Annotated in this window: 10 protein-coding genes; 5 read left to right on the top strand and 5 right to left on the bottom strand. The window is 71.2% G+C overall.

All coding sequences use genetic code 11. From position 1 onward, the window contains the following. The first annotated feature begins 217 nt into the window (after positions 1–217). On the top strand, positions 218–3,757 hold the full coding sequence (gene dnaE, locus ACWCPI_RS03730) for a DNA polymerase III subunit alpha (protein WP_451036556.1): 3,540 nt from the start codon (positions 218–220) through the stop codon (positions 3,755–3,757). Between the two features lie 91 nt (positions 3,758–3,848). Here the strand turns inward: dnaE and ACWCPI_RS03725 are convergent, their stop codons facing one another. Next, a complete protein-coding gene (locus ACWCPI_RS03725) occupies positions 3,849–4,016 on the bottom strand; it encodes a hypothetical protein (protein WP_451036555.1) in 168 nt (55 codons plus the stop codon). Between the two features lie 245 nt (positions 4,017–4,261). On the opposite strand from ACWCPI_RS03725, the gene ACWCPI_RS03720 reads away from it, so the two are divergent. The 4 genes from ACWCPI_RS03720 (at position 4,262) to ACWCPI_RS03705 (ending at position 8,317) form a co-directional block, all read left to right on the top strand. Beyond that, a complete protein-coding gene (locus ACWCPI_RS03720) occupies positions 4,262–5,482 on the top strand; it encodes an NYN domain-containing protein (protein ID WP_451036554.1) in 1,221 nt (406 codons plus the stop codon). Positions 5,483–5,609: 127 nt separating this feature from the next. Continuing rightward, complete coding sequence (locus ACWCPI_RS03715; protein WP_019755798.1) at positions 5,610–6,584, top strand: ATP-binding cassette domain-containing protein; 975 nt, start codon at positions 5,610–5,612, stop codon at positions 6,582–6,584. Positions 6,585–6,696: 112 nt separating this feature from the next. Beyond that, the gene (locus tag ACWCPI_RS03710; protein ID WP_451036553.1) at positions 6,697–7,521 is read left to right on the top strand and encodes an ABC transporter permease; all 825 of its coding nucleotides are present in this window, start codon (positions 6,697–6,699) and stop codon (positions 7,519–7,521) included. 34 nt (positions 7,522–7,555) lie between these two features. Then, positions 7,556–8,317, top strand: coding sequence for an AAA family ATPase (locus ACWCPI_RS03705; RefSeq protein WP_451036552.1), 762 nt, complete (start codon positions 7,556–7,558; stop codon positions 8,315–8,317). A 195-nt stretch (positions 8,318–8,512) separates the two neighbouring features. On the opposite strand, the gene ybaK is transcribed toward ACWCPI_RS03705, so the two are convergent. From ybaK to ACWCPI_RS03685, 4 genes are all read right to left on the bottom strand, one after another. Then, positions 8,513–9,019 (bottom strand): Cys-tRNA(Pro) deacylase, encoded by a 507-nt coding sequence (gene ybaK / locus ACWCPI_RS03700; protein WP_451036551.1) that lies wholly within the window; start codon positions 9,017–9,019, stop codon positions 8,513–8,515. 68 nt (positions 9,020–9,087) lie between these two features. Continuing rightward, positions 9,088–9,825 (bottom strand): LON peptidase substrate-binding domain-containing protein, encoded by a 738-nt coding sequence (locus tag ACWCPI_RS03695; protein ID WP_451036550.1) that lies wholly within the window; start codon positions 9,823–9,825, stop codon positions 9,088–9,090. An 11-nt stretch (positions 9,826–9,836) separates the two neighbouring features. Then, positions 9,837–10,877 (bottom strand): hypothetical protein, encoded by a 1,041-nt coding sequence (locus tag ACWCPI_RS03690; RefSeq protein ID WP_451036549.1) that lies wholly within the window; start codon positions 10,875–10,877, stop codon positions 9,837–9,839. 160 nt (positions 10,878–11,037) lie between these two features. Then, positions 11,038–12,615 carry an oxidoreductase gene (locus ACWCPI_RS03685; RefSeq protein ID WP_451036548.1) on the bottom strand — a complete coding sequence of 526 codons (1,578 nt, stop codon included), beginning with the start codon at positions 12,613–12,615 and terminating at the stop codon, positions 11,038–11,040. Positions 12,616–12,721: the final 106 nt, after the last annotated feature.

Below are 12,721 nucleotides of genomic sequence, written 5' to 3'. Positions count from 1 at the left end.
AGGTGGTGCATGACATGGGGGGCGGAGCCTCTCCCCACTCAGGCAACGTACGGACGTGCGAGGGAGTGCCCGCCTGCTTCGCATGAAGGTACGCGGGGAAGCGGGCCGAGTGTCAGTGCCGAGGCATAGACTTCGACGCTGTCCCCCAGACTGTCCGCACTGCGTCGGTATCTGGTCCGGATCACGTCGAGAACTGTTCGCCTTGGAGGCCGCAACCGTGTCGAAGCCGCCGTTCACGCACCTGCACGTCCACACCCAGTACTCGCTGCTGGACGGTGCCGCGCGGCTGAAGGACATGTTCAACGCGTGCAACGAGATGGGCATGACGCACATCGCCATGTCCGACCACGGCAACCTCCACGGCGCGTACGACTTCTTCCACTCCGCGCAGAAGGCCGGTATCACCCCGATCATCGGGATCGAGGCGTATGTCGCCCCCGAGTCCCGGCGCAACAAGCGCAAGATCCAGTGGGGCCAGCCGCACCAGAAGCGGGACGACGTCTCCGGTTCCGGTGGCTACACCCACAAGACGATGTGGGCCGTGAACAAGACGGGCCTGCACAACCTCTTCCGGCTGTCCTCGGACGCCTACGCCGAGGGCTGGCTCCAGAAGTGGCCTCGTATGGACAAGGAGACGATCGCCCAGTGGTCCGAGGGCATCGTCGCCTCCACGGGCTGCCCCTCGGGCGAGGTGCAGACACGCCTGCGCCTGGGTCAGGAGGAGGAGGCCCTGAAGGCCGCCGCCGACTACCAGGACATCTTCGGCAAGGACAAGTACTTCCTGGAGCTGATGGACCACGGCATCGACATCGAGCACCGGGTCCGCGACGGCCTGCTGGAGATCGGCAGGAAGCTCGGCATCCCCCCGCTGGTCACCAACGACTCGCACTACACGTACGCGCACGAGGCCGGCGCCCACGACGCGCTGCTGTGCATCCAGACCGGCAAGAACCTCTCCGACCCCGACCGCTTCAAGTTCGACGGCACCGGCTACTACCTGAAGTCCACGGACGAGATGTACGCCATCGACTCCTCGGACGCCTGGCAGCAGGGCTGCGCCAACACGCTCCTGGTCGCCGAGATGGTCGACACCACGGGCATGTTCGAGAAACGCGACCTGATGCCCAAGTTCGACATCCCGGAGGGCTACACCGAGGTCACCTGGTTCAAGGAGGAGGTCCGCCGCGGCATGGAGCGCCGCTTCCCGGGCGGCATCCCCGAGGACCGCCAGAAGCAGGCCGAGTACGAGATGGACACCATCATCTCGATGGGCTTCCCCGGCTACTTCCTCGTCGTCGCCGACTTCATCATGTGGGCCAAGAAGCAGGGCATCGCCGTCGGCCCCGGCCGAGGCTCCGCGGCCGGCTCGATCGTCGCCTACGCCATGGGCATCACCGACCTCGACCCCATCCCGCACGGCCTGATCTTCGAGCGGTTCCTCAACCCCGAGCGCATCTCGATGCCCGATGTCGACATCGACTTCGACGAGCGCCGGCGCGTCGAGGTGATCCGGTACGTGACCGAGAAGTACGGCGCCGACAAGGTCGCCATGATCGGCACGTACGGCACCATCAAGGCCAAGAACGCGATCAAGGACTCCGCACGGGTGCTGGGCTACCCGTACGCGATGGGCGACCGCATCACCAAGGCCATGCCCGCCGACGTCCTGGGCAAGGGCATCCCGCTCTCCGGCATCACCGACCCCAGTCACCCGCGCTACAGCGAGGCCGGCGAGGTCCGCGGGATGTACGAGAACGAACCGGATGTGAAGAAGGTCATCGACACCGCGCGCGGCGTGGAGGGCCTGGTCCGGCAGATGGGTGTGCACGCCGCCGGCGTGATCATGTCCAGCGAGACCATCACCGAGCACGTCCCCGTCTGGGTCAGGCACACCGACGGCGTGACCATCACGCAGTGGGACTACCCGAGCTGCGAGTCGCTCGGCCTGCTGAAGATGGACTTCCTCGGCCTGCGCAACCTGACGATCATGGACGACGCCGTCAAGATGGTGAAGTCCAACAAGGGGATCGACATCGATCTCCTCAGCCTCCCGCTGGACGACCCCACGACCTTCGAACTGCTCCAGCGCGGCGACACCCTCGGCGTCTTCCAGTTCGACGGCGGCCCCATGCGCTCGCTGCTCCGGCTGATGAAGCCGGACAACTTCGAAGACATCTCCGCCGTGTCGGCCCTGTACCGCCCGGGCCCGATGGGCATGAACTCCCACACCAACTACGCCCTTCGAAAGAACGGCCAGCAGGAGATCACGCCGATCCACAAGGAGCTCGAAGAGCCCCTCAAGGAGGTCCTGGACGTCACCTACGGCCTGATCGTCTACCAGGAGCAGGTGCAGAAGGCCGCCCAGATCATCGCCGGCTACTCGCTTGGCGAGGCCGACATCCTCCGGCGTGTGATGGGCAAGAAGAAGCCCGAGGAGCTGGAGAAGAACTTCGTCATCTTCCAGGGCGGCGCCCGCAAGAACGGCTACAGCGACGAGGCCATCCAGGCCCTGTGGGACGTGCTGGTCCCCTTCGCCGGCTACGCCTTCAACAAGGCCCACTCGGCCGCGTACGGCCTGGTCTCCTACTGGACCGCCTACCTGAAGGCGAACCACCCCGCCGAGTACATGGCCGCGCTGCTGACGTCCGTCAAGGACGACAAGGACAAGTCGGCGATCTACCTCAACGAGTGCCGCCGCATGGGCATCCGGGTGCTCCCGCCGAACGTCAACGAGTCGGTGCACAACTTCGCCGCCCAGGGCGACGACGTGATCCTCTTCGGCCTCGAAGCCGTCCGCAACGTGGGCACGAACGTCGTCGAGTCGATCATCAAGGCCCGCAAGGCCAAGGGGAAGTACGCCTCCTTCCCCGACTACCTCGACAAGATCGACGCCGCCGCCTGCAACAAGCGCACCACCGAGTCGCTGATCAAGGCGGGCGCGTTCGACACGCTGGGCCACACCCGCAAGGGCCTCACCGCCCAGTACGAACCGATGATCGACAACGTGGTCGCGGTCAAGCGCAAGGAGGCCGAAGGCCAGTTCGACCTCTTCGGCGGCATGGGCGAGGAGGAGAGCAACGAGCCCGGCTTCGGGCTCGACGTGCAGTTCACCGACGAGGAGTGGGACAAGACCTATCTGCTCGCCCAGGAGCGGGAGATGCTCGGTCTGTACGTCTCCGACCACCCGCTCTTCGGTCTGGAGCACGTCCTGTCCGACAAGGCCGACGCGGGCATCGCCCAGCTGACGGGCGGCGAGCACGCGGACGGTGCCGTGGTGACCATCGGCGGCATCATCTCCGGCCTCCAGCGCAAGATGACCAAACAGGGCAACGCCTGGGCGATCGCCACCGTCGAGGACCTCGCCGGATCCATCGAGTGCATGTTCTTCCCGGCCACGTACCAGCTCGTGTCGACCCAACTCGTCGAGGACGCCGTGGTGTTCGTCAAGGGGCGCCTGGACAAGCGTGAGGACGTGCCGCGGCTGGTGGCGATGGAGCTCCAGGTCCCCGACCTGTCCAACGCCGGCACCAACGCGCCCGTCGTCCTCACCATCCCGGCCACCCGGGTCACCCCGCCGATGGTCAGCCGCCTCGGCGAGATCCTCAGCCACCACAAGGGCGAGAGCGAGGTCCGCATCAGGCTCCAGGGTCCGACCAAGACCACGGTGCTGCGGCTGGACCGGCACCGGGTGAAGCCCGATCCGGCGTTGTTCGGTGACCTCAAGGTGCTGCTCGGGCCGTCCTGCCTGGCCGGCTGAGCGACGGCGCGGCACACACGCGCAAGGGGCGCACCCGCACGGGTGCGCCCCTCTTCGTGTGCCTGGGTCTCAACAACCCGTTATGCAGATGTCAGTTGTGACCGAAGCGCTTCTGCCGGCCCTTGCGGGCCATGTCGCCGGGAGTCACCGGCGTGGCGTGCTGCTCGGGCTGCGGCTCCAGCAGGGTCTGCTGGGCGGCCTGCTGCCCGCCACGTGCGGACTGCGGCTGCTTCCGGTCCTGCTTCTTGTTCTTGGCCATGGTGATGCCTCCTGTGGGGGATCTAGGGGCCAGGGCCGGGACCAGATTCACATAGGCTGACAAAGACTGCATTTCGGATAATTACCGTGTGTAACGCCGGTTGTCGGGGCGCGAGGCATGGCGCGCCGTCGCGGCGATGCCCCGAAACGCCACGCCGAAGATCGAGTTCGGCCCGTTAACCCCCGCGCGGTCGGGCAGACTCGAAGGAAGCCCGAAGCAAACCTCCCAGGAAGAGGGTGAGTCGCGTGGACCGCTGCATCGTCCTGGTGGACGCCGGGTATCTGCTGGGGGCCGCCGCCAGCCTCCTCGCCGGGGAGCCCTCCCGGTCGCGGATCACTGTCGACCACACCGCCCTCATCCAGGGCCTGCGTGAACGTGCCGAGTCCGACACGCAGCAGCCCCTGCTGCGCATCTACTGGTTCGACGGTGCCCCCGACCGCGTCCCCCAGCCCGAGCACCGCAGGCTCCGCGTGATGCCCCGGGTCACCGTCCGGCTCGGCGCCCTGACCCGCAGCGACGGCCGCTGGGCGCAGAAGGGCGTGGACGCCGCGATGCACGCCGAGCTCACCGAGCTGGCCCGCAACCGCGCCTGCTCGGACGTGGTGCTGGTGACCGGCGACGGGGATCTGCTGCCGGGGATGATGGCGGCCAAGGAGCACGGCGTCGCCGTACACCTGTGGGCCGTGCAGGCCGCCGACGGCGACTACAACCAGTCCGAGGACCTGGTCGCCGAAGCCGACGAGCGGCGCGTGCTGGACCGCACGTGGATCACCAAGGCCGTACGCGCCAAGGAGCTCACCGGGGTGTGCGCGCCGCCGCCCGCGCCCCGGCCCGAGATCGCCGCGATCCTGTCCGCGCCGCTGCCCGACTCCGCGCTCGCCTCGGCGCCCGAGCGGACCGCCGAGGAGGGCGAGCACGCCCCGGCGGTCGCCGCCTCCGGCAACGGCACGCAGGAGCGGGTGCCGGCACCCAAGGGCGTGCCCACCCCGAAGGACCTCGCCGCCCTGCGCGCGCCCGGTGTGCAGCCCGCCCAGCCCCCGGCGAGCGCGACGCTGCGCTGGTCCTCCGACAAGGGATGGGTCGACCGGCCCGGGGTCGCGGGCGAGTCGCCCGAGGCGGCCTCCATGCCGACGCTCGCGCAGCTGACCACGGCGGAGCAGCGGTGGGCCGACCGGGAGGAGGACATCACGACGGTCGGCGGCGATCCGTTCGAGGTGGGTCAGGTCTTCGCGCGGCGCTGGATGGAGCGGCTGAGCGACCAGGGCCATCTGCAGCGGCTGTCCGGGATGTATCCCCGGATCCCCCACCGCATCGACGGTGAGCTGCTCAGGTACGCGGCCCGGTTCGGGTTGCTCGCGCACAAGGACGACCAGATCGACGAGCACGACCGGTACGCGATCCGGGCCGGGTTCTGGCGGGAGATCGATGTGCGGACGGCGGCGGAGCACGCCTCCGCCGGGGACTGAGCGCCTCGCGAGCGGTCGAATTGTGCCGACTGGTCGGACCCGAGGGCGGCCGCGGGTTCCGGACCCCGTAGTCTCGTTCCTTGTGAGTACGCGCGTGACACAGGCACATCGGCACAGTGGTGATGTCGTGTGCGCCGTGCGCGGGCTGACGAAGACCTATCCGGCCGTGCGGGGGCGGCGCGGGGCGCCGGGAACGCCCGAGGTCCGGGCCACCGACGACGTACGGCTGGACATCCGGCGCGGCGAGATCTTCGGGCTGCTCGGCCCGAACGGCGCCGGGAAGACCACCCTCGTCCGGCAGCTCACCGGACTGATGCGGCCCGACACCGGGAGCGTCGAGATCCTCGGGCACGACATCGTGCGCCACCCGGAGCGGGCCGCACGCATCCTCGCCTACCTCGGGCAGGAGTCGACCGCCCTCGACGAGCTGACCGTCTCGCTCGCCGCCGAGACCACCGGGCGGCTGCGCGGCCTGGACGTACGGCGGGCGCGGGACGAGCGGGACGCCGTACTCGACGAGCTGGGGCTCACGCCCCTCGCCGGGCGGCCCCTGAGGAAGCTGTCCGGCGGGCAGCGGCGGCTGGCCTGCTTCGCCGCCGCCCTGGTCGGTGAGCGGCCGCTGCTGGTGCTCGACGAGCCGACGACCGCGATGGACCCGGTCGCACGGCGGGCCGTGTGGTCGGCCGTGGACCGGCGGCGCGCCGAGCACGGCACGACCGTGCTGCTCGTCACCCACAACGTCATCGAGGCCGAGACCGTGCTCGACCGGGTCGCGGTGCTCGACCGGGGCCGCGTCATCGCCTGTGACACGCCGTCCGGGCTCAAGGAAAGAGTCGCCGGAGAGGTGCGGGTCGAACTGCTGTGGCGGGACCGGGCACCCCTGGACGTGCCCGAGGTGGCCGCGCTGCGGGACCGGGTCGTGGAGTCCGGGCGGCGCTGGACGCTGCGGCTGGCCCCCGAGGAGGCCCGCGCGGTCGTCGCCACCGTCACCGGCGGGGCCGCCTTCGCTGCGCTGGACGACTTCACGCTCGCCACGCCCAGCCTGGAGGACGTGTACCTGGCTCTGGGCGGGGCGGCGCAGCAGGGGCTGGTGAAGGCTTGAGCGCGCAGACATCCGTATCCGTATCCGTGTCCGTGCGGAACAGGGCCAGGGCCACCCGACGGAACAGGGCCGTCTCCCCAGTGATCCCCCGTGTGAAAGGGAGCAGCGCCACGTGAGTGTCGTACCCGCCGAGGTTCTGCCGGGCAGCGCCCTGGCCGTGGACGAGTCGACCCGCCCGGTCGTGGCCGAGCTCGGCCCGCGTGCGCGGCTGTGGCCGTCGCTGTGCGCCGTGTACCGGGCGCAGCTGTCCCGGGCCCGGGTGGCGCGTATCCCGCTGCTGTTCGTGGCGACCTTCCAGTCGATCGGGATCATGATCCTGATGCGCGGGGTCGTGGACGGCGGTGCCGAGGCGCAGGCCGTGGTCGCCGGGTCCTCGGTCCTCGTGGTCGCCTTCGTCGCGCTGAACCTGCTCGCGCAGTACTTCGGGCAGCTGCGGGCCAGTGGCGGGCTCGACCACTACGCCACGCTGCCGGTGCCGCCCGCGGCGGTGGTGCTCGGGGCGGCGGGGGCGTACGCCTCCTTCACCGTGCCGGGGACCGTGGTGACGGCCGTCTTCGGGTGCGTGCTGTTCGGGTTGCCGATGGCGCATCTGTGGGTGCTCGTCGCGGTGATCCCGCTCGCCGGGGCTGCGCTCGCGGGGCTGGGGGCGGCGCTCGGGCTGCTCGCGCCCCGGCCGGAACTGGCCACGCTGCTCGGGCAGTTGGGGATGTCGGCGGCGCTGCTGCTGGGCGTGCTGCCGGCCGACCGGATGCCGGACGTGGTGCGCTTCGCGCGGGATCTGCTGCCGTCGACGTACGGCGTGGAGGCCTTCGCCCGGACCTTCGGGGAGCGGCCCGACTGGGCTTTCGTCCTCGGTGACCTGGCGGTGTGCGGGGTGGTCGGCGTGGTCTCGCTGGCCGTCGCCACCTGGGCGTACCGCCGGGCGGCCGTCCGGTGACGCGCCGCACAAGGCTGTTTGGCACGATGGCAGGGTGACCGCTCCGCTGACTCCTCCTCCGCCGCCGCGTGACCAGTCCTCGAACCAGGCCTGGCAGCCGCCCGGCGCCGGGCACACGGCTTCCGTACCGCAGGGCGCCGGTCACGGCGCACAGGGCCCGTACGGCGGGCCCGGACCGCACGGTTCCCCCGACGCGTACGGCATATCCGGCTCGTACGGACAGGACGGTCCCGGTATGAAGACCGAAGTACGCGAGGCCGCCGTCGTCGGGGTGCTGGTCGCCCTGGCCGGGGCGCTGCTCGGGGTGCTGTGGTGGTGGCTGGCGCCGAGCGTGCCCCTGGTCGGGGACGTCGTCGGCAAGAGCTGGGTCGTCTACTTCAAGGACACCGAGGGGGAGCAGGCGATCGGGGTGGACGGCACGTTCACCTTGCTCGCGCTCGCGTTCGGGCTGGTCAGCGCGGTCGCGGTGTTCCTCTGGCGGCGGCGCGGGGGCGTGCCGTTGGTGGTGGCGCTGGCTGTCGGGGGCTTTCTCGGGTCGTTGCTGGCCTGGCGGGTCGGGGTGTGGCTCGGGCCCACGGGGGACGTGATCGCCCACGCGAAGGATGCGGGCAAGGGAGTGACGTTCTCCGCTCCGCTGAAGCTGGGGGCCAAGGGGGCGTGGCTGGCGTGGCCGCTGGCCGCCCTGATGGTGCATCTGGGGCTGACCGGGTTGTTCGGGCCTCGCGAGGTTGATCCGTATCAGCAGCATCCGCAGGGGCAGCCGCAGCAGGGGCCGTACGGGCCGCCGCCGGCGTAGGGGTCGCGCCGCGTCGCGCGTCGGCACCGTCGGCCGGGGCCCTGCCAGGGGGCGGCGCCCCCTGGAGGCGGCCGGTGATCTATGCCGGGCGGCGTCCGTGGTTCGAGCGGCCCTTCTTGATGCGCCACTTGCGTTTCCGCGTCTTCTTCGACATGTCCCTGGTACTTAACCGAGGGCGCGGGGTTCGTCGAGGGGTCACGCACGCCCGATGGGGGCCAGGGTCGCGTCGGTGAGCGCGCTGAGGTCGGCGGGGGAGAGCTCCACCTCCAGGCCGCGACGGCCCGCCGAGACACAGACCGTGGGGTGGGCCAGGGCCGACGCGTCCAGGACCGTCGGGAGCTTCTTGCGCTGGCCCAGGGGGGAGATGCCGCCCCGGACGTAGCCCGTGGTGCGCTCGGCCAGCGCCGGGTCGGCCATGGTCGCCCGCTTGCCGCCGACCGCCGCCGCGAGGGCCTTGAGGTCCAGTTGGCCGGCGACCGGTACCACCGCCACGGTCAGCTTTCCGTCCACGTCCGCCACCAGGGTCTTGAACACCCGGTCCGGTGACACCCCCATCGCCTCGGCCGCCTCCTCGCCGTAGGACGGGTGGGTGGGGTCGTGGTCGTAGGAGTGGGTCGTGTACGCGACGCCCGCCGCCGTGAGGGCGACCGTCGCGGGTGTGCCGCCCGACTGCTGCTGTTGCTTCTTCGACTTCTTCGCCATGCCCGCCAACTCCGCCGACCTTCCCGACTTTCCCGGCTCCGCCCTCGTGTCCCGCGTGCGCCCGCCGCTCAGTTGAGGCTCGTGGGCCCGCGCGTGAGGTCGGACGCCGGCAGCGACGGCAGCGTACGGATGATCGAGGTCTCGGCGCGAAGGAGTTTCAGTTCGTCGCGCAGCCGGGACGCGGTGTCCGGTGCCTGGAGCAGGCGCTGCTTGGTCGGCGTGTCCAGCATCATCGCGGCCGCCACCAGGTAGGAGACGACCGCGGGCTGGTCCGGGAGGTCGGCCGTGGTGGACAGGGAGCGCTCGCGGGCACCCGCCAGACGCTTCTGGTACTGGCGGAACGCGCGCAGCACCCCCTCCGCCAGAGCCCCCGCCTCGTCGCCCGGCTCCTCCGGCAGCTCCTCGAACTCCGCGGTGAGGAACGGGCCCGACGCGTCCACCGAGAGCAGACGGACGCGGGTCGTCCCCGTGGCCAGCACTTCGAAGGTGCCGTCGGCCCGCTCCCGGATCGTCGCCGCGTCCGCCACACAACCCACCTGGTGGAACGCCCTGACGGGGTCCTCGCCGAAGCCGGCGGCGGGGCCGCGTTCGGGCACAGCCGTGGGGTCCGGCATGCCGGGCGCGCTCGGGGCCACTTCGTGGCCGTCGCGGATCGCGAGCACGGCGAAACGGCGCGGTTCCTCCTCGGGGGTCTTCAGCAGTTCGCGCATCATGGCGCGATACCGCTCCTCGAAGACGTTCAGCGGCAGCACGAGTCCCGGGAACAGCACCGAGCTCAGGGGAAAGAGCGGAAGGCGGACGGTCACGGCGCCAAAGCCTAGTGGTCACCGGGGTGAACGCGTTCGGGGTGCCCATTTCGTGGATGGCCGGCCCCTGCTCCGGCCGCTCGCGTCGCGCGGAGCCGCACCTCCTCGCGCACCCGAAGGAACCCGTCGAGCGGGTCCTGCGAGAACCGGTTCCACGGGAAGGACGTGGCGTAGGGGCCGATGAGGCGCAGCTGCTCCAGGGCGTCCTCCCAGCGGCCCAGCCGCACCAGGACGTACGTCAGCTTGTTGCGGACCGCGGCCGGCCACAGGTCGGCCGCCGGGAAGCGGGCGGACAGCGCGATCGCGCGGTCGGCCGCCTCGTCCAGGCGCTCCGGCGGCACGCCCGGACCGCAGCCGTCGGTGAGGTAGGCGAAGGCGGCCCGGGTGGGCAGCGCCTGCACGAGGGAGTCCGCGGGGGCGTCCTGTGCGGCCCGGTCGGCGAAGTCGAAGCACTCCCGGTGGGAGCCGTGCCAGGACGAGGCCAGATAGCGCAGGGCCGCCACATGGCAGCCGTAGTGCAGCGGGGCCCGGCGCAGCGCCGCCTCCCACACCTCCCCGAAGTAGGTGTGCCCGGCACGCGAGCCGCGGGCGTGGTCCAGCGCGATCCGCCAGGGCACCGGGTCACGGTCGTCGGCGCGGGCGGCGGCCGTGATCAGGGGACTCAGGCCGCGCAGCACTTCGGCCCGGGCCGGCGACTGCCAGGCGCGGTCCACCGCGAGCTGGGCCTTGACCAGCAGCGCGTCCGGGTCGTGCGGGGCGGCGGCGCTCCAGCTCTGCAGCCACTCCGGCCGCGAGCGCGCGAAGGCGGCGAGGCGCAGTACATATCCGTCCCGGCACTCCCACCGCGAACGGGCCCGGGTGGCGGCGAGAAGTTCGGCGGCGGCGTCGTAGGCGCCCCGTCCGGCCGCGACCAGCGCGGGCCCCAGGTGGTCGTCGGGCGCGTCGAGGAGCACCTCGGAGTCGGCGGGGAGCCCGTCGGCCGGGTGATCTACGGTCCTTGGCGTCCGGGGGGTGCGGCCGAACGGGAGCAGCAGAGCCATGGTGCCGACCATTGAAAGACGGGTGGTCGCGCCCGCGCCAGAGGGAACGGGCAACCCATGAAAAGTTGTATCCGGATGGGTCAAGAAGCAGTAAAAGGTCAAGTGTTCAACCACTGTCGGACATTCATGAGTTCAGCCCGGCGACGTCACCGGTCTTCGCGACCCGGCGGTGTCAGCTCCGTCGCAGCAGCCGTGTCGCCCCCGCCGCCACGGTGGTCGCCAGTATCCAGCCGAGCAGGATCATGGCGGCGGCCAGCCACTGCCGGCCGCCGCTCAGCTGCCAGAACCCGACCTGGCCCAGGTCGATCACCGGGAGCAGCAGATCGAGGGTGAACAGGGCCGGGCTCCAGGCCGGATGCTCGCCGCCCTTGAGCGGCGGAGGCGCGGCGCGCGCGAACGCCAGCGAACCCGCCGCCCACAACACCGCCATCCACACCGCCGCGCGGCCCGGCCGGTAGCCGTAGGCGACCGTCCAGTCCTGCGCGTAGCCCCACAGCTTCGCCGCGAGCGGCAGGGTCTCGCGGCGGCGGCGCTGCTTGGCGAGCAGGACCTCGCGCGCGTCCTCGTCCTCGCCGCCGGCCCGCAGCACGGTGGCCAGCAGCTCGTACGGCTCCGGGGTGTACTCGGCGGTCGCGGCGGACACCCACTCCAGCCGCTGCTCCAGCGGGAACGGGCCGCGCGGCACCAGGTTCTCGTAGGTGAAGCCGCCCATGTGCAGCCGGCCGGGGCCCGGCCAGGCGTCCGCCCGGTCCATCAGGTTGACGACCCGTGCCCCCGACAGCACCACCCCGCCGCGCTCCGGCCGCTCCCCGAGGAAGCGCAGCTCGGGTGTCTGGATGCGGCGCAGCGACAGCTCCTGCTCGTCGGTGAAGGCGAACCGGGCCCGCTCCAGGTCGACCGCGTCGCCGAACCGCCCGTCGTCCAGCCGCACCCCGCCCTGGCACTCGAAGCGCTGGATGCGCGTCCCGCGCGCCGGGGTGCGGCCGCTCAGCATCGGACTGCCGACACCGGCCGGCGTCAGGTACAGCGTGCGCCCGACGGTCAGCTGGGGGGCGTTGAGCGCGAGCCGGGTGTACGGGTTGACGAGCCTCGCGCCCCGCATGCTCAGCGACACGCCGATGGTGGCGGCGCGCAGACTCAGCTCGCCGTGCGACTCGAGCATCTCGGCCTGCAGGTCCTGGCCCACGGTGATGCCGTCCGCGGCGATCGAGCGACCGCTGCGGTCGCGGTAGACGATCGCCTGGTTGAGCAGCAGGTCGGTGCCGATCTGGGCGTCGGTGAGCCGTACCCCGTTGTGGAAGCGGCAGCGCGGCAGATGCAGGTCGCCCTCGGTGTGCACGCGGGCGGCCTCCAGACGCGGCACCGCGCAGTCCACCATCCGTACGGTCGTGAAGCGGGCCTCCGGCAGCCGGACCTCCTTGTCGAAGCGGCAGCCGCGCATCTCGACGTACGGCACCACGGTGCCGCCCGCGAGGTCCATCGTGCCGCTGATCCGCACGCCGACCAGCTTCAGCGCGGACACCCGGCCCGCGAGGGCGGGCGGCCCGTCCAGCAGCAGCCAGCACACGATCCGGGCGCGCACGGTCCGCTCGTCGCCCCAGGGGTGTCCGCCGTGCGGATCGTCGACGACCGTGTCCCCGCTGCTCAGGTCGTACACGCTGCCGTTGCGGAAGGCCTGCCACATGCCGGCCTCCGCCGCGCTCAGGCCGTCCGGCAGATCCCCGCACGGGATGCCGGCCCCCTCGGTCACGGTTTTCCCTTCCTCCCCGGCTACTCGCGAGTCGTTGCCTCGTACACCTGTTCATGCCCGCTGGGTAACGCCCCGAACACTAGACGTGAAGCGGATCTTCCGGGTT

The sequence above is a fragment of the Streptomyces sp. NPDC001920 genome, assembly GCF_053594495.1.
Note: the sequence above shows the minus strand (reverse complement) of the source record. Positions and strands in the feature narration are given on the sequence as shown.

Bases quoted from the DNA above. Each gene is read 5' to 3' on its own strand.
- ACWCPI_RS03725 (WP_451036555.1), bottom strand. From the start codon at position 4,016: ATGGCCAAGAACAAGAAGCAGGACCGGAAGCAGCCGCAGTCCGCACGT.
- ybaK (WP_451036551.1), bottom strand. From the start codon at position 9,019: ATGGCGAAGAAGTCGAAGAAGCAACAGCAGCAGTCGGGCGGCACACCC.
- ACWCPI_RS03690 (WP_451036549.1), bottom strand. From the start codon at position 10,877: ATGGTCGGCACCATGGCTCTGCTGCTCCCGTTCGGCCGCACCCCCCGG.